We start from the raw sequence: 20,502 nt of genomic DNA, 5'->3' as shown, positions 1-20,502 counted from the left end.
CTCGTCCCGTCCGGACGCGACCTTAACTTAGTGGTGGCACGTCGAACAGTCGGTGCGGGTTCGGACTTCGTACGATTTCACCAGCGCCGCGGCCGCGGGGCGGCCGCCCGGCGCATCCTCCATGCGGAACACGGCCTCCCGGGGGCTGAGATAATTTCCGGGATGGCGGTGGCACTCCAGGCACCATTCCATCTGCAGCGAAGCATTCTTGTACACCAGCGGCATCCGGTCCACCCGGCCGTGGCAGGTCACGCAGGCCACCCCTTTCGCGACGTGCACGCTGTGGTCGAAGTAGACGAAATCGGCCAGGTCGTCCACCCGGTTCCACTGCAGCGACACGCCGGTCCGATAGCTCTCCCGGACGGGTTCGAGCGCCGGAGAGTCGTTCCAGATTTGGCTGTGGCAGATCATGCAGGTCTGGGTCGGAGGGATGCCGGCGAACGCGGAAGTCTCGACCGAAGTGTGGCAGTAGCGGCAATCGAGGCCGATCCCCGCGACGTGATGCTGGTGGGAGAACGGCACCGGCTGGGTGACCGGAACGCCCTTTCCCGTGACGTAGGAAGAGCGCTGCACTTCCAGCAGGACCCAGAGCAGGCCGCCCACCAGGAACAGGGCGCCGAACAGGCTCACACGCGCGATGGTGTTGGTGCTGGGATGGAAGATCTGCGGCATGCGCGCCCGACCGCCCCCGCCGGATCCTTTGCGAAAAAGGGCGTCATGGTACCACAGAACGGCGAGGCGGGCCGGGGACCGAACGGGGGGCGGAGCGCGGCGGGGGTCCTACGCGGAGAAGGCCGCGGCGCCCTTCAGCAGAGGTCATCCTTCGACGGGTTGACCGTGACCGCCGTGCCGTGACCGACCAGGGCGCCGGTGGCGGCCCCGACCGCCGCGCCGAGGACGGTGCCGAACGGAAAGGCGATGGAGCTTCCCAATGCGGCGCCGGCGAGCGCTCCGCCGGCGGCCCCGATCCCGAGGCCCAGAGGGTGTTCGATCATACCGACGAGGGAAGGATTAGCGTTCGTCTCGGCAGTCAGGAGGGAATCCGTGTTTTTGTGAAACATACATGCTCCTCTCCCTCCCCCCGGCGTCAGGCGAAAACTCAACGAGCGGAGTGTACGTCGACAGGACGATGCCGGCCATGGGGTCTAACCCTACTCTCACGGGTGGGGGGCCGTCCATCAGGGGCAGATCGCGCCGCTCCGCGGGTTGTTCGCGGAGTCCTTTCCGAGATTCCCGCCGCAGCTGTTCCGGGCGCGAATCAGGTAGAAGAAGGCGCTGGCCGGGATGCCGGCGTCGGCGGCGGCCAGATTCGACTCCCCCGACTCCAGACAGACGGCCGATCCGAAAAGCGCCGGCGAGGAGGATCGGAGAAGGTCGTAGAGGACGGTCGAGCTCCCCGGGGAGGCCGGCGCCGTCCAGGAGAGCGAAGTGGTGGGGGAGCCGATCAGACCGAGCAGCCGCGCCTCCGAGGGAACGGCCCAGGTCGCGGGATCGAGGTCGGCGCAGTCGGTAAGATCGGGGACCCCGTCGGCGTCGCCGTCGACGCACAGGGCGCGATCCGGAACCAGGCCGCGGAAGGGAAGGTTGGTGATGCCCGTGAAGGCGATGTCGTCGATCTCCCAGCCCGGGGCGCCGACGGCGACGTCGGTGCCGATCCGGAACCGGATCCGCACGCTCTGACCGGCGTAACTCCCGCCCAGATTGACGGTCACCGTGGTGAACGCGGGATAGCCCGGGCTCACGCCGACGAACGCCGGGTTTCCGCCGAACGGGCCGCCGGTCACGAAGCCCGAATAGCTGGGCGTTGCCGCGGCTCCGATGTCGCTCCAGGAAACGCCCCCGTTGTTGGAGAGCTCGAGGACGCCGCCGTCGAAATAGGTGAGGGGATTCGTGGCGAATTCGAACGAATAGCGGTGCCGGAAGGTGAAGCTGAAGGATCCGGAGGGGGCCACGTTCAAGACCGGCGAGATGAGGTACTGGTCCGAGGACGCTCCCGAATCGGGGCCCCAGAAGCGATGGTCGGTTCCCGTCACTTCCAGCCGTTGCCACGGATGGGATTGATCCAGACTCGGGTTTCCGGTCATGGTCCAGGGAGGGGCGGCGCTTTCGACGGTCTCCGTGATCGATTGGTTCGGCAGGTCGTCGGCGTTGCCGCGCCGCAGGAAGGGGACGTTCACGGTGCCGGGGATCGTGGAGCCGGGATCCGAGAAGGCGATGTTGAAATCGAGCGTTTCGATTCCGGAGGAGGCCGCGAGGCTCACGGGGAGCGCCGCGGTGGTCGTGGCGAAAGGCTGGGTGGCCGGGAAGGAGAGCTGGCCGCCGTTCGGGAAGGAGACGAAGCCGTTCGTGGCGCTGACGACCCCGGTCGTGGCGCTCAGCGGGCCGGTGCCGACGTTCTTCAGCGTGACGGTCAGAGTTCCCGTCTCGGAGCCGTCCAGCACGCCGTCGTGGTCGCAATACAGCGGATCATCTACGAGCGAGGCGCTCACGAACGCCAGGTCGTTTCCGGCCGTGTAGCTTTCGACGACCCCCTGCTGGGTGGTCGAGAAGCGTTCCGGCGCGACGGCCCGCAGTCCCGCCCCGCGGCGCGCGAACGCCTGGGCGAAGAGGACGTAGTCGGCGGGATCGTTCGCATAGGTGGCCGCCAGGAGCGCGTCGCGCGCCTCCAGGAACGTCGGATCGATCGGCGTCAGCTTGTAGCCGGCGACCAGATAGTCGCGCATCCGATCCCGCGCCTGGTTGAAGGTGAGCCGGCTGTCGCGCAGCAGCGACGCGTAGCACTCCCACAGCATCGTCGTCCAGACCTCGCCCGTGTTGTGCACCTCGGCGTTGTTCGCTCCGTCGGCGCCGAACGCGATGGGGGCGGTGTTCGGCAGGGGAACGCCGTTGGCGATGTGCTGGAAGGTGAGCGGATCCTTGCTGAAATCGGTCGAGTAGGGGACGCGCCGGATCCCGAAGTAGTAGCCGTTGTTGCCGCCGCCGCTCATCGTGTAGCCGGCCAGCGCGTACACGCCGCTGAAGCTCGGGTTCGACGGCACGGCCGCGTCCTCCGGCTTGACGGTGAGCAGCAGCGCATGGAAGTCGCCCCAACCCTCGCCCATCCCCCCCGACTGCTGGGTGTTCAGGCCGTTGCCGTCGCCGATCAGGCGGTTGCTGATGTAGTGGCCCCATTCGTGCGCCACGATCTGGTTGTCGATCGTTCCGTCCCGATCGATCGCCGCTTCCCGGAAGATCGTGGCGTTCACGCCGCTCCCCAGCTGCGGGCGGATCGTGTTCCCGTCCGCCAGGTTCAGGGAGACCGAACCGATGGTGATCGTGACGCCCGGCGTGCCGCCCATCTCCGGCGGCACGGTGGGGCTCGAGGAAGAGGCGATGTTCGCGATGATCACGCCGATCGCGCCGTTCGCCTGGGCGTTCTGGACCTTGACGGTGAAGTTGCAGCCGCCGCGGTCGATGAAGGCGAGCTTCCCGCTGACCTGCGCCGCGTTGACGAACGGCGACTGGCAGCCGTCGTTGATCGTGCCGCCGGTCCCCGCGGTCGAGCCGTCGTTCACCAGCGTCACGTTCCCCGTGACGTTGAACGCCGCCGGCCCGAAGCTCGCCGTCCCGACGGAGTACGTCCCGGCGATGGCGGCCGGCGAGCTGACGGTCAAGGAGCGCAGGCCGTTTCCATCGAACACGTACATCTGCATCCGGGGGCGCGCCCCGTCGGCCGGTGTCGTCATGTCGGCATTGTTGCGGCCGCTGAAATCCTGGGCCTCGGCGCGGAGAGAGTCTCCCTCCAGCCCGCCGCGGCCGTAATTGGAGCTCTGGGCGTTGCCGGAGATCTCGTCGAAGCCGGAGTCGTAGTACCAGTCGTGGAAGAAATTGACGTCGAAGAAGAGCTGGGTGATCGACGCCATCTGCTGCGTCTGATTGGCCGAAGGGGAAAGCGAGGTGTTGTAGGTCCGGTCGAAGGTGTTGGCTCCCGTGGTCCCGGCTCGGAAGTCTCCGGCGGAGAATCCGTCGGGGGAGGCAAGGTCGGCGTAGGCGTCGGCGTTGTTCCCGAGCGTCAGCGTCGCGCCCGGCGGCAGCCACGGATCATTGGTGCTGAGAGGACCGTTCTGCAGGGTCACTAGGTTGGGGGCGACGAAAGGCGCCTGGTAGTGATCGGGCAGGCCGGTCGGATGCGGCGTCGGCGCGTTGCCTTGCGGGCCGTCGAACGGGGCGAAGAGTCCGGAGAGATCGGCCCAGACCCGGTAGGAGTAGGCATCAGACACCGTCAGGTCGTGGCGGAACAGGAGCCTGCCGTCCACCGCCGAGATCACGTACGAATAGTAGGCGGAAGTGGCGCTGCGCGGGGTTTCCAGATTGATTTCGACGTAATAGCCCGGCTCCAACCCCTCGGGCAGGTGAAAGTAGACTCGCTTCACACGGGCCGGTTGCAGCAGGCGCGGTCCGCCCGGAAGCGCGGGCGCCAGCTCGTACGAGGCGTACCCCCCGGCGCCTTTTCCGGCGATCCGGATGTCGCGCGGGTCGATCTCGGTTTCCTGCTGATCCCGCAGCGCCGCGGCGAGAGCCTGGGCCGCGTCCAGACGGAAAGGAAGGCGCCCGCGCCGGCCGTTCGCCGCCTTGCGTCCCGGGACCTGCCCCGACAGCGCGATGAGATCCAGCCGGCGATCCATGACCACCTTGAGCTGATCGCGAAACACTTCGATGCCGTCCACCGACTGCCCGAAGGCCGCGATGATGGCCCCCTTGCCGGTGTCGTGAACCCAGCGCAGCGGGGCGCCGGTGACGTCGGAGTCTTCCAGATGGTAGAGGGAGGCGTAGCGGGTGAGGTGCGCCCGGGCCGCCTGCTCCGGCCGCGCGGCGGGGCTTCCCGGCTTGGCGGATCCGGCCGGGGAGCGGGCGGCCCACACAAACGTGGGAACCCCGAAGCGCTCGTCGGTTGGATCGGCTTCCCGGCCTCGAGCAGCGCCTGTTCCCGGGGGGAGAGCGTCGGCTGGACCGGGAGTGTCCCGTTCTTCTTGGCCGATGCATCGAAGTTGGGATGATCCTGCGCGCGGACGGGTGCGATCGAGAGCGCCGCCAGGCACGCCACGGCAAGACAGCGCTGGGCAAAATTCATCGATGACGTTCCCGAAGAGAGAGAATCGCCCGCTCGCGATCCGCCCGGAGTGGCGGAAAGCCGCGCCCTCAAGTCCATGCAGAAGGCTGGCCCCGTCCCGTCAGCAAGAGTAACATATCTTCCCTCGCTTGCCCGGCATGATGCTTGCACACTTGCGAATCGCCTACAGGCCCCGAGGCCGCGAATACCGACCCGACGATACCGCCCGGGGGAGGTCCGGTTCCGTGACCAGGTCACCAGCAGTGTTGCGTTTCAGGAATCACGTCAACATCGAGGCCGTCGAGGCGCCCGGATGGCAAGGCGCGCCGAAGTGCCGCGTACCCAAAGCGGTACGCAAGCGAGGTGCAACGCAGCCAGCCGGGTTGGATCGACGGCCGAATGTAACGGGATTTCGGAGACGCGACACTACCATGCCGGCCGCTGAGTCGTTCCGAGGACGACCGTGACGATCCGTCTCGTCGGCTTGATGAGCCTCGTGCTCCTGGTGTCTCTCGCGGCGTTCGCCCTGCTGATGAACTCCTATCAGGTGGGCGTGATGAACGAGGTGACGCGGACCGTCTCGAACGCCGGGAAGGCGACGCTGAAGACCTTCATTTTCCACGCCGACGGCGACCCGGCGGGAGCCGCCGCGATCGTCGAGGCGGCGCCCGGGGCGCCGGCCGGAACCCACTCTTTCCAGTTTCGGACGAAGGACGCCGTCCCCTCGAAGGACGGCGACGGCGCCCAGGTCGTGATCGTGCGGGTCAAGGAGATCGCCTCCCTCCACCCGGAGGGCATCTCGGCTCCTCTCCAGGCCGCCCCGCGCTCCGATTCGCCCGAAGCGATGATCCCCAAAGTCCATGCCTACCAGAGAGAGGAACAGCGTGAGATCGTCCTTCCGGTTCCGACCCGGGCGTACCAGGATCTCTTCGCGGCCTTTCGCCGGCGCACCCTCCTGCTGTTCGTGGCGATCTTCGTGGTGGGCACCGCCCTCTCGGCCGGCCTGGCGGCCCGGTTCACCCGGCCGGTCCGCAAGCTCGACGCCGGAATCCGGCGTCTCACGCAGGGGGATCTCAGCGCCGAAGTCGAGAATTCGGGCCGCGACGAAATCGGCCGTCTGGCTCGCGGCTTCAACGAGATGACCCGGCGCCTCCGGACCAGCCGGGAGCGCGAGCGGGAGATGCGGCGGCGCGAGAAGCTCCTGGCGCTGGGGCGTCTCGCGGCCGGGGTGGCCCACGACGTCCGGAATCCTCTGCATTCGATCGGCCTGACGCTTTCGAACCTCGAGGAGACCGCCCGCCCCGGCGAGCCGGCGCCGGCCGCGGAATTCGACCGCTCGCTGGCGATCATCCGGGAGGAGATCCGCCGGCTCGATCGGCTGGTGGAGAATTTTCTGCGCTTCGCCCGCACCGATCACCGATTGCTCGCCCCGGTCGATCTCGCGAGGGTCGCGCGGGAGACCGCCCGGCTCGTGGAAAACGAGGCGCAGCGGCGCGGCATCCGGTTGAAGGTCGCCGTCGAAGGCGAAGTCGGAGCGCTTGCGGGGGACGAGGAGTCGATCCGCTCCTCCGTTCTGAACCTGGTCCTGAACAGCTTCGAGGCGCTGCCCGAGGGGGGCGCCGTCACCCTGTCGGTGCGCGGCGCCGGCTCGGAGGCGTGGCTGGAGGTGGTGGACGACGGCCGGGGCATCCCCGAGGCGGATCAGGAGAAGATCTTCGAGTTCGCGTACACGACGAAGGAGGACGGCCACGGGCTCGGGCTGGCGATGGTCCATCAGGTCGTCGTGGAGGATCACGGAGGGCGGGTGACGCTGCGCAGCCGGAAGGGGGAGGGAACGAGCGTTCTGCTGGCTTTTCCGCTTCCCAATACGCCGCGGCCGGAGGCCGCCTCGTGACCGGCCGCCGGGACGCGCCGGAGGCGGCGGCTGCGCGCCTTCTCGTCGTCGACGACGAGACGCATCAACGGGAGATGCTGTCGGGGATCCTGGAGCGGGCCGGCTACCGCGTGGAGGCGGCCTCGGGAGGACGCGAGGCGCTGGAAATCCTGGGCCGGAGTGAGTTCGATCTGCTCCTGACCGATCAGAAGATGCCGGGCATGGACGGGCTCGCGCTCCTCGAGCGCCTGCAAGAGCTGCGGCCGGAGACGCCCGTCATCCTGATGACCGCCTACGGCTCCGTCTCGGAGGCGGTGGCGGCGATGAAAAAGGGCGCGGCCGACTACCTGACCAAGCCGTTCGAGCGGGAGGAGCTGCTCCTGGTCCTCGAGAAGGCGCTGAGGCAAAGAAGGCTGGAGGCGGAAGTCGCGGCGCTGCGCGGGGCGCTGAAGGAGCGTTACCGGCTGGGCGGCATCCTCGGCACCTCCCCCGCCATGCGGGAGATCTTCTCGATCATCGAGCGGATCGCCCGCACCGACGTTCCGGTGCTGATTCGCGGCGAGAGCGGCACCGGCAAGGAGCTGATCGCCCGCGCCATCCACGCGCAGAGCCGGCGCGCCTCCGGGCCGTTCGTGGCGTTGAATTGCGCCGCGGTGCCCGAGGCGCTCCTCGAGAGCGAGTTCTTCGGGTACGAGCGCGGCGCCTTCACCGGCGCGATTCGCTCGCATCCGGGCCGGTTCCAGCAGGCCTCCGGCGGCACGCTGTTCCTCGACGAGATCGGCGCGATGCGGATCGATCTGCAGGCGAAGCTCCTGCGGGCGATCCAGGAGCGGGAGATCCAGCGCCTCGGTTCCACCGCCGCGGTTCCCGTGGACGCCCGGATTCTCTCCGCCACGGGCGAGAACCTGGAGGAGGCGATCCGCCGGAAGACGTTTCGGGAGGATCTCTTCTACCGCCTGAACGTCGTGCCGCTGCTCCTCCCGCCGCTCCGCGAGCGCGTCGAGGACATCCCCCTGCTCACGAGCCACTTCCTGCGCGCCTCCGCGGAGAAATTCGGCCGCGAGGCGTCGGTCCTCACCCCGGAGGCCATGGACAGGCTCCAGACTCATGCCTGGCCCGGCAACGTCCGGGAGCTGGAGAACTGCATCGAGCGCATGGTGCTTCTGGCCCGGGGAACACGCCTGGGCCTCTCCGATCTTCCGCCCGATCTCCGCCAGGGAGCGGCGGCGGCCGACGGGAGCAGCTCCGATTTCCAGCTTCCCCCGGGCGGCGTGCGCCTGCCCGAGCTGGAGCGCCATTTCATCCTGCAGGCTTTGCGCCGGACTCGCTGGAATCTGGGCCCGGCGGCGCGGCTCCTCGGGATTTCCTACAAGACTCTCCAATACCGGATCCAAAAATTCGGCCTCGAGCGCACCATGCCCGAAGAGGGAAGCTCTTCCTGATCGGCATCGCCGCACCTCATATGGAGCGGATCCGCCTCAAATGAGGCGGCCGGGAGATCGGCGCGGGCTGCCGAGGCGGCCCGGATCTCCGCCGGCGCCCCCGCGCCGGCGGCTCGGGCTGACTGGTACGCGGTGTGCAATAGGCTCGCGTCGCCGGCCGGATCGGCGAGCGATCCGGAAGCGGCGAGCAACTCAATTGGCCATGCGCCCGGCGGTCTCGCGCGTCACGCCGGCCGCGGCATGGCCCCATCCTCAAGAGGAGAGACGGCATGAATTGGAAGGCATCGCTCTGTGCGGGAATCGCGGCCGCATGCCTGACGGTGCTGGGGACGGCGTCCCCCGCCAAGCAGGCGGCGCCGATGGAGAAGTTCGACCTGGCCAGCCTCGCCAACGGTGAGACGCGGACCTTCGGCGAAGGGGACCATGCCATCACGGCGACCCGACAGGGCGCCGAGGTGGTCGTCACCTACGGAGACGATGGCGGCCGGAAGACGCTGCACTGCCAGGTGGGAAAGGACAGCTGCTATGCGATGACCCTGAGCGATGAGGGGAAGGCCCACGTCGTCGTGCTCGACAAGAAGTCGGGCCCCGACAAGGATCTGACCCGCATCGTCCTGGCCGACGGCGACGCCGACGAGAACGTGGTGACCGTCAGCGGCGACGGCGACGAGGAGCCCGGGATCCACGTCATCCGGATCCACGACGATGAGGGAAAGATCCTGCGCTGCCCGGAAGGAGACGCCACGCTGACGCTGAAGGACGGGGAGGAGGACAAGGGTCAGTATCTCTGTCCCCGTCACAGCCTCCGCATGGAGCTTTCCAAGGAGCCGATCCTCATCAAGAAGATCCGCGTCGACAAGAAATCGAAGGACAAGGACGCGGACGAATAACCGCGCTCCACCCCCCCCCAGCCGCCCGATAGGCGCTCCCGCCGAGGGAGCGCCTATCGGGCGGCACACGGAAAGCGAGAGTAGCAAGCTCATGCTCCGCTGCGCGGCGTCGGGAGGAAGTCGGCCAGATCGTAATGAAGCAGCTCGCCGACCCGCTCGACGGTGACGTCGGGCTCGGGGCGGAAGGACCCGGCCGCTGGGTCGAGGGCGTAATGCCCCTGGCGCGGAAAGACGGTGGTGACCCGGCCCCCCCAGGTCCGCTTCACGGCCGCCAGGATCCTCGTCTTGTCGTCCACGACGACGTAATGCTCCGCCGGATAGAGCTTCTCCACGTCGTCGAGCTCCCGCTCCTTGTGGACGTAGATGAGGACCCGCCCCCCCACGGCGTCGTAGAGACCCGAGCGCTCGATCTTGCGCGGCTGGAACACGACGTCTCCGTCCGAGAGGATCACCGCCGGCCCCCACGCGGCGACCCGCTCGAGGACGTCGAGCGATCCCGGGAAGAGGCGGTTCGCGAAGGGATAGTCGATCAGGAAGGACGACATCTCGAGGAGGCGCGGCTCCCGCGGACTCTCCTGCCGGTAGCGTTGGAGCGCCCCGAGATAGTCGGCGTAGCCGAGCTCGCTCCGCAGCTCCTCGAAGATCGCCCAGTAGCGCTCCTGGCGCTGCGGGCCCAGCAGCCGGGTCAGGTGCCTCCGGAGATCCGCAGCGATGCGATCGTTGTCGAGCAGCGTGTTGTCGACGTCGAAAAGAAATGTCACCTTCGGGATCATCGTCTTCCCTCCGCGTGCCCCGCCGGTCCGGCGGGAGCATTTGACACCCTAAACCGAATCCGACCTAGAATGTCGCCATGGCTCCCCGCGCCTTCTTTCTCCTCCTCTCGTTCGTGCTCCTCGCCGGCGCCGCGCCCGCGCCGAAAGGGGCCGCCGCGACGCCTGCCGCGCCGGCGCCGATGGCGGAGCTCTGGGTCGATCCCGGCGACCTCTCGTCCCGGAACCTGTTTTACGGTCCCGGCGGAAGAGGCTCCGTTCCCGATCCGGCCGTCGACTACCAGCTCCGGAAGCGGGACACGACGGGGCACAGCCAGGGCTATTACGTCCGCGATCCGGCCGGGCGTAAATGGAAGGTGAAGATCGGCGAGGAGGTCTCCTCGGAGATCGCCGCGTCGCGGATCCTCTGGGCGCTCGGGTACCGCCAGCCCGTCCTGCATTACGTCCCGCGGTGGCGCCTGCGCGGCGGTCCGGTCGCCGCGCCGCCGCCCGGACGCTTCCGCCTCGAATCGGGCTTCGAGAGCCAGGGCCCCTGGGACTGGCGGCGGAATCCGTTCGTTTCCAGCCGGCCCTACCGGACGCTGGTGATCGTCAACCTGCTGCTCAACAACTGGGACATGGCGGCGAGCAACAACCGGATTTATCGCTTCAAGCAGCCTTCCGAGGGGGCGGCGACCTGGTACGTCGTGCAGGATCTCGGCGCCTCGCTGGGAAAGACGCGCTGGCCGATCGGCACGCAGAACGACATCGAGGATTTCGAGAGCCAGGAATTCGTCCTGGGAGCCGAGGACGGGCGCGTCCGGTTCGACTATCACGCCCGGCACCGGGAGCTTCTGAGGGACCTCACGCCGCAGGACGTCGTGATCGCCTGCCAGACGCTCGCGCAGCTCACCGATCGACAGCTCGGCGACGCGTTCCGGGCCGGAGGCTATTCCGAGGATCTCGCGGCGCGCTTCATCCGCAAGATCAAGGAGAAGATCGCCCAGGGGCTCGCCCTGTCCGGCGCCGACGACGCTCGCCCGCGCCGCTCTCCCTAAGTCTTCGGAATTCCGTAACGAGACGCCCCGCGCGCCGGCGGCCGTGAGAGGCTGGCGGGCCCTTCTTCCTCCACGTCCCCGCTGCCGTTCGAGCGGGATCCTAAGGGCGCGGGCTGGGCACCGCCAGCAATCCCCAGGTCTGGAGGAGATCGCCGTCGCGGTGCCAGCGCTCGCCGATGTCGGTGCGGTAGAACATGTTCGGGATCATGACGCTCTTCACGCGGCCGTAGGTCTCGCGTCGGGCGTCGTCCATCGTGGGGCCGGAACCGGAGACGACGAGGGCGTAGCCGGAATTTCCGGCGAGGCGCCAGTCGCCGTCCACCAGCTTGATGTCGCAGGGGTGGAGACCCTCCTTGATTTCCTTCTTGAACAGGACCACGGCATCCTCCGAATACTTGCGGAAAGCGTCGGGATCGACGAAGGGAAACGGAGGGACGCCGATCACCACGCATATTTGGAAGCCGCGCTTGGTGCGCAGGTCGAAGCTCTCGCCCGCGGCCAGGGCGACGAGGAACTCGCCCCATTTCGACAGGACTCCTTCGATCTGGAGGTTGATCGTTGGATAGCCGAAGCGGGTCGTGAACTCCAGCGGATACACCCCGCGGCTGTTGGCGACACAGTTGATGTCGATGTATCCCACGTAACCGGCGAGCCGGTCGCGCATCTTCGCCAGCGTGTCGCGGAACAGCTGGACCTCCCCGGTCCAGAAGCCGCTGGTGCCCATCTCGCCGGTGGAAGGGCCGATGTCGTCGTTGAACATCCTCTTGTGCTCGAAGTTGATGAACGCGGGCAGGATGAAATCCTTCCCGTTGAAGAAGGCGCCCGCCGCGACCTCGACGCCGGCGACGTATTTCTGCACCTGGAAGCCGCGGATCTTCGAGCCCTTGCGATAGCGCTCCAGCATCGTCACGACGTCGCGCCCGTCCTCCTCCTGGCCGACGAACGACAGCACCTTGTCGTTCTGCGCCTTGCCGTTCGGCTTGACGACGTACCGATCGGGATTCGCCCGGATGAACTCGATCGCCGTGTCGAACGAGCTGAAGTCCCAGTAGGGGAGCGTCGTCATCCCGGCCGCCTTCATCTCGGACTGGCCGAAGTCGCGGTCGTCCTCGAGCTTGTCGCTGTATTTCGTCCCGCCGATGACGAGACGCCCTTCCTTGCGGAGCTTCTCGCAGACGTCCCCGAAGCCGGAGTCGTCGAACACGAAGAGATCGGCCCAGCTCTTCTCCGCCTCCCAGTCGTCCACTTTCGTGAGGAAGCCGTCGGCCACGTCCTTGTCGGCCTTGGAGAGGATGCAGTAGCGGACCTCGTGGCCTTCCTGGGAGACCTTGATGGCGAGGTCGTGAATGAGTCCCATGCGCGAGACGAACAAGAACTTCTTCGGCGCGATCGCCATCGGCGGATTCCTCCACGAGCCCTTTCATGTTACATCGCCGGCGGCGAAAAACACCCCTCTCCGAGGGCCGGGGTGGCGATTTTTTTATGGGCTGGAATCGCCGTCGGGGCGGTCGGGCGCCGCCATGAAGGCGGCGATGCGCCGGGCGAGCGCCTCGTAGTCCCCTCCGAAATGGTGGGAGCCGCGCAGGTGGAGGCGCGTCAGACCGGACCGAGGCTCCTGAGGGCAGCCCGAGTCGGCCGGCGAGCCCGATTCGAGACACAGGACGTCGAGACCCGTCGCGCTCTCCAGAGCGGGGCGCACCGGATGGGCGGTGGGAGTGGCGCTCGAGAAGATCCAATCGAGTGGGCTCACCTCGAACGTGGCGTAGCGTCCCGGCCCCAGCAGGATCAGGCCGGGAATCCGGCCGAGTGGTCCGGTCCGCTCCTCCGCCTGCGAGAGCGTGACGGCGACCACTTCCGCCCCGAAAGAATACCCTCCGGCGAACAGCGGCGTCTCCTCCGGAAGCGAGCCGGCGACGCGCGCCAGATCGCGCCGAAACTCCGCCGGCGTCCGCTCGCCCCAGAAGTAACGGAGCGTGCTCCAGCCGATGACCGCTACGCCGGCATCGTGAAGATGGGAGGCGACCTCCTGATCCAGCTCCATCCAGCCGCCGTCGCCGGAGAGGAAGATCAGCACCCCCTTGGCCGATTCGGGCCAAGTCACCACGAGCGGGAGATTCAGCGAATCGATCCGCCGATTGATCTCCTCGGGCGCCCGGTTCGGCGCCTTCGAGGGCTCCTTGCCCCGCCGCGTCTCCCAGATGCTGCCGCCTTCGAGGAACGATCCCACCGCTTCGTCGAAGGAGCTCCCCCAGTTCCTCGTGACTCCGAATCCGTGGCCGACCTTGGGAAGGAGAATCATCTTTCCCCCGCGGACCTCCTCCACGAAGCGGCTCATGGCGTTCGCGTCGCAGACCTGGTCCACCTTGCCCTGCAGCGCGATCCAGCCGGGGGCGCCCTCCGGGCCGGAAAGATCTACGGACGGGAGCGGGAGCATCGAGCGATGTTTCACAGGATCGTAGGTTGGTTTCCATTCACCCTGGCCGCAGACGGGACGCCTTACTTCGAGATCAGGGCAGAAGCCGAGGCTTACCCCTCCGGCGAACGATCCGCGCGGGGCCTGGACCAGCGCGCCGTAGACGACGGTGGCCCCCGAAGAGTACCCGACCAGGACGGGCCGGACGTATTCGGGAAACTTGTAGATCTTCTCCACGGCCTGGGCGATTGCCTCCAGCTCCCCCGCCGGATACCAGCACGGCGACTTCTGCTTCTCGGCGATTTCCTGCCAGGCAGGCATGGAGATTCCGACCACGACCGCTTCCCCGGCGAGCCGCTTCGCCATGCCGAGCACGCCGAGCTTCCACCCTCCGTCTCCCGAGACGAAGAGCACCACGCCCCGCGCGCGACGTAGGGGGAGAGGGTGATAAGTCGTGACCCGGCCCAGGATCGGGACGGTAATGGTCTCTTCCTGGAAATCGCCGCGCGCCGCGGCATCCTTCGACCCGGCCCATGCGGGATCGGTTGTGATGATGAGAAGCGCCAGAAGAAGGAGCGTCCGCATCATGCGGCCCGCCGCCGCGGGAAGAGGAGGGCGGGCCATCCTCCCGCGATCAGGACCGCCGTGCTGGTGACCGCCGCCGGCCAGTCCCACGGGCGCGGATAGGCCATGTAGCGCGGCTCCCACTCCGGCTCGAACTTCTCCTTGAAGCGGCGCAGCCCCTGGAAATTGAACCAGTGCTCCCCATGCCGGAAGAAGAGGTGGGCGAGCCTCTCGAAGGGTCGCGCCCAGTGCATCTCCCCGACCGAGGAGAGGGGGGCCATCCCCAGGTTGAACCGCGTGAATCCGCGGTCCTTGCCGTGCAGCATGATCTCGAGGAACAGGTACTCGATGACCCCTTCCAGATCCTCGCGCCCCTGCTTCTCCGGGCGATAGCGCATCAGATCGACCGAGATCTCCTCACCCGGGCGGCCTTCGAGAATGTTGGCGAATCCGGCGATCCGCCCGCCGGCGTCGCGCACCACGGCGCAGGGGAAGCGGGCCAGGTACTCCTCGTCGAAGCGCCCGATGGAGAATCCCTTCTCCGAGCCGTGCTTGCTCGCCAGCCAGGAGTCGGAGACGCGCCGCATCTCGGGCAGCAGGCTCCGCAAGGCGCCGCCTTCGACGATTTCGAACCGGCCGCCCGCCCGCTCCACGCGGTTGATCGCGTTGCGCCATTTCCGGGCCTTGTTCCCCTTCAGGTCGAAACGCTGCAAGTCGACCATCCCTTCCTCGCCCAGCTTGAAGAACGAGAAGCCGAAATCGTGGGCCGCGGGAAGCAGGGCGGGGGTGATCTGGTAAAGGATCACTTCATGGTCCCGCGCCGCCGCCTCTTCCAGGAAGGCGGCCAGCAGCGCGCGCTCCGTTCCGGGAGGGCAGACCGGGTCGGAATAGACGATGAGAAAGCGCCCGCAGGTGCGGTACTGCAGGAAGCCCTCGGGCGGCGGCTGATCGCCGCCGCCCGCCGCGGCGCTCCCGCCGGGACGGAACAGCGCCTTGTCGCCGGCGCCTACGAGAAGAGGATTGGTGCCCCGGGAGAGCCGGCGGGCGTCGCTGAGCGCCTGATCGATTTCGCCGGGGCCGGGCAGGCGATCCTGCGCCCTGGCCCGCTGCGCGTAATGGAACGCGGCGGCCGCGGCGGCGCAAACCAGGACGATCAGGGCGCGAAGAAAGCGGGCCTCCTGGGCCGTGGCTTCGAAGTGCCGGAAAGCGGCCGGAAGCTCCGGCACGGTGAAGGAACCGAAGCCCACCGCCGCGAACAGCACGATCGCGAACAGACCGATCGAGACGACGAACTCGAGCGGCGGCTGGAGCTTGCCCGCGTGCTGGAAGGTCCGCCGGAAAATGAGCAGGAGCGACACGGCTCCCAGCGACATGAGGGCCTCCTCGAAGTCGAGACCCTTCAGGAAAGTGGTCAGCGCCCCGGCGAGGAAGAGCGCCAGCGCCACCCGGTGGCTGGAGCGGTAGCCGCGCCGCAGGCCGCGCGACACGACCAGGAGAAAGAAACCCAGCAGGACCGACATCCAGTGCGAGATCTCGACGACTGCGAGCGGCACGCTCCGGTTCAGGAAGGCGACCCGGCCGGCGATGGCGGGCGTCGCGGCGCTTCCCAGAAGGACCACGCCGCAGAGGAAGGCGTAGCCGGCGATCGCCGTCCGCAGGAAGGCCCGGGTGCGGCGTCCCGCGCGGACCCGCTGTCCCAGCAGGAACAGAGTCGCGAAGATCCAGGGGACCAGGTAATAGATGACGCGGTAGAGGATCAGCGACGCCAGGAGCCGGTCGTGGCCGCCCGCCGCCTGGCCGAGCGTCAGCAGCCAATAGGCGTCGGCGGAGGCGAGCCCGCCGGGGATCAGGCTGGCGAGTCCGATGAGCTGTCCGAGGAAGAAGGCGCCCAGCGAGAGGGTCGCCGGCACGCCGGCGCGCATCCCGAAGACGGCCCAATGAAACACCAGCCACGCCAGAAGCCAGTCGGCCAGGGCGATGGAGGCGAGGGCGGTCGAGCCGCCTTCCCACTCGCGGAAGATCCGGGGCAGGCCCGGGAGCCGCCGGAGCAGGGTCAACGAGGCCGCGGTCAATCCGAGCGCGAGCGCTCCCAGCGCCAGCCGCCCCGCCAGCGTGTCCAGGCCGGCGGGAAGCGGCACCGCCGCCACGGCGCACCAGGCGAGAAGTCCGAGGGAAAACGAGACGAGGATGGCGCTCAGCGCGGAGTGCGCCCGTCTTCCGGCGACCCCGAGAGGCTTGTAGAGCCAGAGGCGCAACGCCGGTCCCGCCAGCGGCCCCAGGGTGAGGAAATTGCTCCAGGCGAACGTGATGACTCCGACTCCCCAGCGGTTCTCCACGCGCGGCGGCCGATCGAGCGGACCCAGGGCGGCGACGTCGTAGAGTCCCGCGAGGGCCAGATTGAAGCCGGTGAACAGCAGCATCGCGAGCACGAGGTCGGCGGGCGCCCCGTGCAGGATCCCCCGGACCGACAGGAGGTCGATCTTGCGCACTTCCTCCCAGCCGAGCCAGGCCGCGAGGCCCACCGCGAGCCAGGGCCACAGCGTCCGCAGGCGCAACAAGACGGCGGAGAGGAGAAGGGAGGAGCGCTCCGATTCGGCGGTGATCGCCGGGCCGGCCGCCTCCGCTTCGTCGGGGGAGGGACGCTCGGGCGAAGGGTCGGGCGACCGCGCCAAGGCCCCTCCTTCAGCGGCCCGGAGAGTTTTTTCGCGGGACCTGGAGCAGCCACGCCAGGCCCTCGGTGAGCCGGGCGCGAAGGTCGTCCTCGTGGCCCGCGAAGTGATGATCGCTGCCGCTGACGTGGATCAGTTTCTTGGGATCGGGGGCGCGGCGGAAGAGCGCGACGGCGTCGGAGTGGGCGTCTTCGTCCCCGTGGAGGAAGAGAATCGGAACGGCCTTCACGGTGGCCAGGGCCTCCGCCACCGAGAAGACGTGGTCCTTTTCGTCGAAGCCGAAGATCTCGAGCACCCGGAATTGCAGGCTGCCCACCTCATCGGGGCCGAGCATCACCAATCCGGCGATCGGGCTCCTTCCGGTCCAGGCCCCGGCGATCCGCGGGGCCAGGTCGGCGCCGAAAGAGAATCCCGCCAGGATGACCGGCGAGCCCTGGGGGCGCCCGGATGCCTTCAGCAGCGCCGCGACGTAGGCCTCGACATCGCCGGCGAGCGCCCGCGGATCGTCCTGGGGGTGCCAGAAGTACTTGAGGCTGTCCATTCCCCCCACCCAGTGCCCGGCGTCGGCGAAGAACCGGCCCAGCGTCTGGTCGAACCGGCGCCACCCACCTTCGCCGGAGATCAGCAGCACCGGTGGCCGGCCGGTCTCCTCGCGGGGAGGATAGACGAGGAGGCGGTAATCCCCCCGGGAGGTGACCACCGGGGCGCTCGACGGGTCGGAGGAGGCGGAGCCGAAGGAGGAGCCGGCGAGCAGCGCGGCGGCGAGGGCCAGCGCGCCGGTCGCGAGCGGCGCGGCGCTCATTCGCGATCGCGGCCGGCGGGGAGGGGCGCCTCGTTGACGGGATCGATCCATTTCCCCTCGGCCTGGATAAGGTGGATGAGGCGCTCGTCCGCTTCGGCGAAGGGAATGTCCTTCTCGACGAGATCCTTCCCGACGAACAGGCTCACCTTTCCGGGACCCCACCCGACGTAGCCGAAATCGGCGTCCGCCATCTCGCCGGGGCCGTTCACGATGCAGCCCATGATGGCGATCTTTACCCCCTTCAGGTGTCCGGTGCGGGCCTTGATCCGCCGCGTCGTCTCCTCCAGATCGAACTGGGTCCGGCCGCACGACGGGCAGGAGATGAACTCCGTCTTGATGAGCCGCAGGCGGGTTCCCTGCAGGACGTTGAAGCCGAGGCGCAGCGAATCGGCGGGAGAGCCGAAGCCTTCGACCCGCACCGCGTCTCCCAGGCCGTCGCACAGGAGCGCTCCCAGCTCGACCGAGGTGAAGAGCAGGGGGTCCTCGCGGCGCGACGCGTTGGAGGCGACGAGCAGGAGAGGCGAGGCGAGGCCCGACTCCGAGAGCTTCGCGGCGAGCCGGCGATGCAGGAGGATCCAGGGCGCTCCGGCGGGGAGATCGAGCGCCAGGATCGGCTCGGTGCCGCGAATCTCCTTCCAGCCGCGCGCCAGGCCGACGAGGGAGGCGATCGCGTCCTCCGGATCGCCGGGAAGGGCGGATTGAAGGCAGAGCGCGGCGCGCAAGGCCGGGGAGGAGGCCACTTTTCCCAGCGCATCGAGGCTTCCCGCTCCCGGATCGGCCAGCCGGACCGTCACCCGATGGCAGATCTCCCCGAGCGCGCCGAGCTCGGCGGATCCGAGCCGCGCCAGGGCCGCGAGCGGCGACCGGATCGACAACGCCGGAGGGGTCGGCTTGGCGTGCAGCAGGCGGGAGAGATCGCGCAATCCCGAGAGATCCGCCGGACGGTCGAGATCGACCTCCAGGATCTCGGCGCGCGCGTCGGCAAGGGCCGGGGCGCCCGAGAGGGCGAGAATCTCGGTCGCGAGGGCGGCCACGTCGCCGAGCGGCGCCGCCAGCAGCGATTCCACCCGGACCGGCTCCCCTCCGCCCAGGGAAACGCCGCCGACGTAGGTCTTCGAGCTGGGCCGCCGCGCATAGGTCGAGGCGGACGGGGCCGGTGGGACGAAGCTCGCGGCGCCGTCCCTCCCTCCCGCCGACGCGGCCTGCAGGACGTTGTATTTTTCCGCCAGCGCGAACGCCACCGGGATCTCGGCGACCGGATCCTCCGTCAGCGAAACGCGCAGGGTGTCTCCGATGCCGTCCTCGAGCAGCGAGCCGATCCCCACGGCCGACTTGATCCGTCCGTCCTCTCCGTCGCCCGCCTCGGTGACGCCGAGGTGGAAGGGGTAGTCCATCCCTTCCTGCGCCATCCGCCCCGCCAGGAGGCGGTAGGCCTGGATCATGACCATCGGATTGCTCGATTTCATCGACAGGATGATCTCGCGGAAGCCGTGCCGCTCGCAGATGCGGACGAACTCGAGGGCCGATTCGACCATCCCGAGCGGCGTGTCGCCGTATCGGTTCAGGATGCGATCGGACAGCGAGCCGTGGTTCGTGCCGATGCGCAGCGAGACCCCCCGCTCCTTGGCGCGCCGGACGAGCGGCTTGAAGCGCTCCTCGATCCGCTCGAGCTCCGCGAGGTACTCGGCGTCGGAGTATTCGCGGATCTTGAATTTCTTGGTGTCGGCGTAGTTCCCGGGATTGATCCGGACCTTCTCCACGTGCTCCACCGTCATCATGGCGGCGGCGGGGGAGAAGTGGATGTCGGCCACGAGAGGGACGCGGATCCCCAAGGCCTCCAGGCGCCGGCGGATGGCGGGAAGAGCCTCGGCGTCCCGGGTGCTGGGGACCGTCAGGCGCACGATCTCGCACCCGGCCTCGACGAGACGCCGGATCTGGGCGCTGGTCGCCTCCACGTCGGAAGTGGCCGGCGTCGTCATCGACTGCACCCGGATCGGGTTCGTTCCGCCCACCCCGACGTCGCCGACGCGCACCTCCCGCGTGGGACGGCGGCGGTAGACGCGGAAGATCGATGGATCAGTCATGCGCGAATTCTAGCCCACGGCGCGGAAGGGGAGCAAACGGCCCGGCGCTGGCGCCCGCGCCGGAATCGAGGCCCCCGGTTTGCCGCCGGGAGTTCTCATCCTATATATATGGGCGGTTTGGACCCGGCGGCCAAACGGCGCCGCGGGTCAAACCGCGCGTTGCTACTCGGGACCCGGCGGCCAAACGGCGCCACGGGTCAAACCGCGCGTTGCTACCCGGGACCCGGCGGCCAAACGGCGCCGCGGGTCAAACCGCGCGTCGCTACTCCGGACCCGGCGGCCAAACGGCGCCGCGGGTCAAACCGCGCGTTGCTACTCCGGACCCGGCGGCCAAACGGCGCCACGGGTCAAACCGCGCGTTGCTACTCCGGACCCGGCAGCCAAACGGCGCCGCGGGTCAAACCGCGCGTTGCATGCTCCGGAAACCGGCTCGTGGCGCGGGGCATCTGGTCACCCCCGTCGCGGACCGGACCGCGCGTCGCCGATCCGCAAGCCGGCCGGCGTGGATCACCCGACCTTTAGCTCAACTTCTGGAAGGAGACCGTCATGATAGAGAGACCCAAGAAGCTCGGCGACGCCGAAGTGGCGGCGGCCTTGGCGCATCTGCCCGGATGGAGCGTGGAGAAGGGGAAGCTGCACCGGGAATACAAGTTCAGCAGCTTCGTGGAGGCGTTCGGCTTCATGGCGAGCGCCGCCCTGGTCGCCGAATCGATGAATCACCATCCCGAGTGGTTCAACGTCTACCATACGGTGAAGATCGATCTGACGACGCACGATTCCGGAGGGATCACCTCGAACGACGTGGAGATGGCGAAGCGCTTCGAGAAGCTGGCGCGCGCCCACTCCGCCCCGGCCGACTAGGGTAGAGC

Annotated in this window: 14 protein-coding genes; 5 read left to right on the top strand and 9 right to left on the bottom strand. The window is 68.4% G+C overall.

Annotation, left to right across the window (positions count from 1 at the left end; translation table 11 throughout):
- Positions 1 to 27: 27 nt before the first annotated feature.
- The 3 genes from VGR67_09475 to VGR67_09465 all read right to left on the bottom strand — a co-directional run bounded on the left by VGR67_09475 (position 28) and on the right by VGR67_09465 (position 5,078).
- Complete coding sequence (locus VGR67_09475; GenBank protein ID HEV8336634.1) at positions 28 to 672, bottom strand: cytochrome c3 family protein; 645 nt, start codon at positions 670 to 672, stop codon at positions 28 to 30.
- A gap of 134 nt (positions 673 to 806) precedes the next feature.
- Positions 807 to 1,061 carry a glycine zipper domain-containing protein gene (locus tag VGR67_09470; GenBank protein HEV8336633.1) on the bottom strand — a complete coding sequence of 85 codons (255 nt, stop codon included), beginning with the start codon at positions 1,059 to 1,061 and terminating at the stop codon, positions 807 to 809.
- Between the two features lie 117 nt (positions 1,062 to 1,178).
- Complete coding sequence (locus VGR67_09465; GenBank protein ID HEV8336632.1) at positions 1,179 to 5,078, bottom strand: myxosortase-dependent M36 family metallopeptidase; 3,900 nt, start codon at positions 5,076 to 5,078, stop codon at positions 1,179 to 1,181.
- Between the two features lie 474 nt (positions 5,079 to 5,552).
- Between VGR67_09465 and VGR67_09460 the strand changes: the two genes are divergently transcribed.
- The 3 genes from VGR67_09460 to VGR67_09450 all read left to right on the top strand — a co-directional run bounded on the left by VGR67_09460 (position 5,553) and on the right by VGR67_09450 (position 9,294).
- Positions 5,553 to 6,983, top strand: coding sequence for a HAMP domain-containing sensor histidine kinase (locus tag VGR67_09460; GenBank protein ID HEV8336631.1), 1,431 nt, complete (start codon positions 5,553 to 5,555; stop codon positions 6,981 to 6,983).
- A complete protein-coding gene (locus tag VGR67_09455; GenBank protein HEV8336630.1) occupies positions 6,980 to 8,404 on the top strand; it encodes a sigma-54 dependent transcriptional regulator in 1,425 nt (474 codons plus the stop codon). The genes VGR67_09460 and VGR67_09455 overlap by 4 nt, the downstream gene beginning before the upstream one ends.
- A gap of 269 nt (positions 8,405 to 8,673) precedes the next feature.
- Entirely contained in the window at positions 8,674 to 9,294 is a 621-nt protein-coding gene (locus VGR67_09450; protein HEV8336629.1) for a hypothetical protein, read from the top strand.
- Between the two features lie 89 nt (positions 9,295 to 9,383).
- On the opposite strand, the gene VGR67_09445 is transcribed toward VGR67_09450, so the two are convergent.
- Positions 9,384 to 10,067: an HAD family hydrolase gene (locus VGR67_09445; protein HEV8336628.1), complete on the bottom strand. Its 684-nt coding sequence runs from the start codon at positions 10,065 to 10,067 to the stop codon at positions 9,384 to 9,386.
- Positions 10,068 to 10,144: 77 nt separating this feature from the next.
- Between VGR67_09445 and VGR67_09440 the strand changes: the two genes are divergently transcribed.
- Positions 10,145 to 11,101: a hypothetical protein gene (locus VGR67_09440; GenBank protein HEV8336627.1), complete on the top strand. Its 957-nt coding sequence runs from the start codon at positions 10,145 to 10,147 to the stop codon at positions 11,099 to 11,101.
- 100 nt (positions 11,102 to 11,201) lie between these two features.
- Here the strand turns inward: VGR67_09440 and VGR67_09435 are convergent, their stop codons facing one another.
- The 5 genes from VGR67_09435 to ispG form a co-directional block, all read right to left on the bottom strand.
- Positions 11,202 to 12,497 carry a phosphoribosylamine--glycine ligase gene (locus tag VGR67_09435; protein HEV8336626.1) on the bottom strand — a complete coding sequence of 432 codons (1,296 nt, stop codon included), beginning with the start codon at positions 12,495 to 12,497 and terminating at the stop codon, positions 11,202 to 11,204.
- Between the two features lie 84 nt (positions 12,498 to 12,581).
- The gene (locus VGR67_09430; GenBank protein HEV8336625.1) at positions 12,582 to 14,102 is read right to left on the bottom strand and encodes an AcvB/VirJ family lysyl-phosphatidylglycerol hydrolase; all 1,521 of its coding nucleotides are present in this window, start codon (positions 14,100 to 14,102) and stop codon (positions 12,582 to 12,584) included.
- Complete coding sequence (gene mprF / locus VGR67_09425; GenBank protein ID HEV8336624.1) at positions 14,099 to 16,750, bottom strand: bifunctional lysylphosphatidylglycerol flippase/synthetase MprF; 2,652 nt, start codon at positions 16,748 to 16,750, stop codon at positions 14,099 to 14,101. Before mprF ends, VGR67_09430 begins: the two co-directional genes overlap by 4 nt.
- Before the next feature lie 10 nt (positions 16,751 to 16,760).
- Entirely contained in the window at positions 16,761 to 17,549 is a 789-nt protein-coding gene (locus VGR67_09420) for an AcvB/VirJ family lysyl-phosphatidylglycerol hydrolase (GenBank protein HEV8336623.1), read from the bottom strand.
- A complete protein-coding gene (gene ispG / locus VGR67_09415; protein HEV8336622.1) occupies positions 17,546 to 19,633 on the bottom strand; it encodes a (E)-4-hydroxy-3-methylbut-2-enyl-diphosphate synthase in 2,088 nt (695 codons plus the stop codon). The genes VGR67_09420 and ispG overlap by 4 nt, the downstream gene beginning before the upstream one ends.
- 546 nt (positions 19,634 to 20,179) lie before the next feature.
- On the opposite strand from ispG, the gene VGR67_09410 reads away from it, so the two are divergent.
- Positions 20,180 to 20,494, top strand: a complete 315-nt coding sequence (locus VGR67_09410) for a 4a-hydroxytetrahydrobiopterin dehydratase (protein ID HEV8336621.1) — start codon at positions 20,180 to 20,182, stop codon at positions 20,492 to 20,494.
- Positions 20,495 to 20,502: the final 8 nt, after the last annotated feature.

The sequence above is a fragment of the Candidatus Polarisedimenticolia bacterium genome, from assembly GCA_036004685.1.
Lineage (GTDB): Bacteria > Acidobacteriota > Polarisedimenticolia > Gp22-AA2 > AA152 > DASYRE01.
The sequence above is the reverse complement of the archived record's forward strand: the minus strand, read 5'-3'. Positions and strand labels throughout refer to the sequence as shown.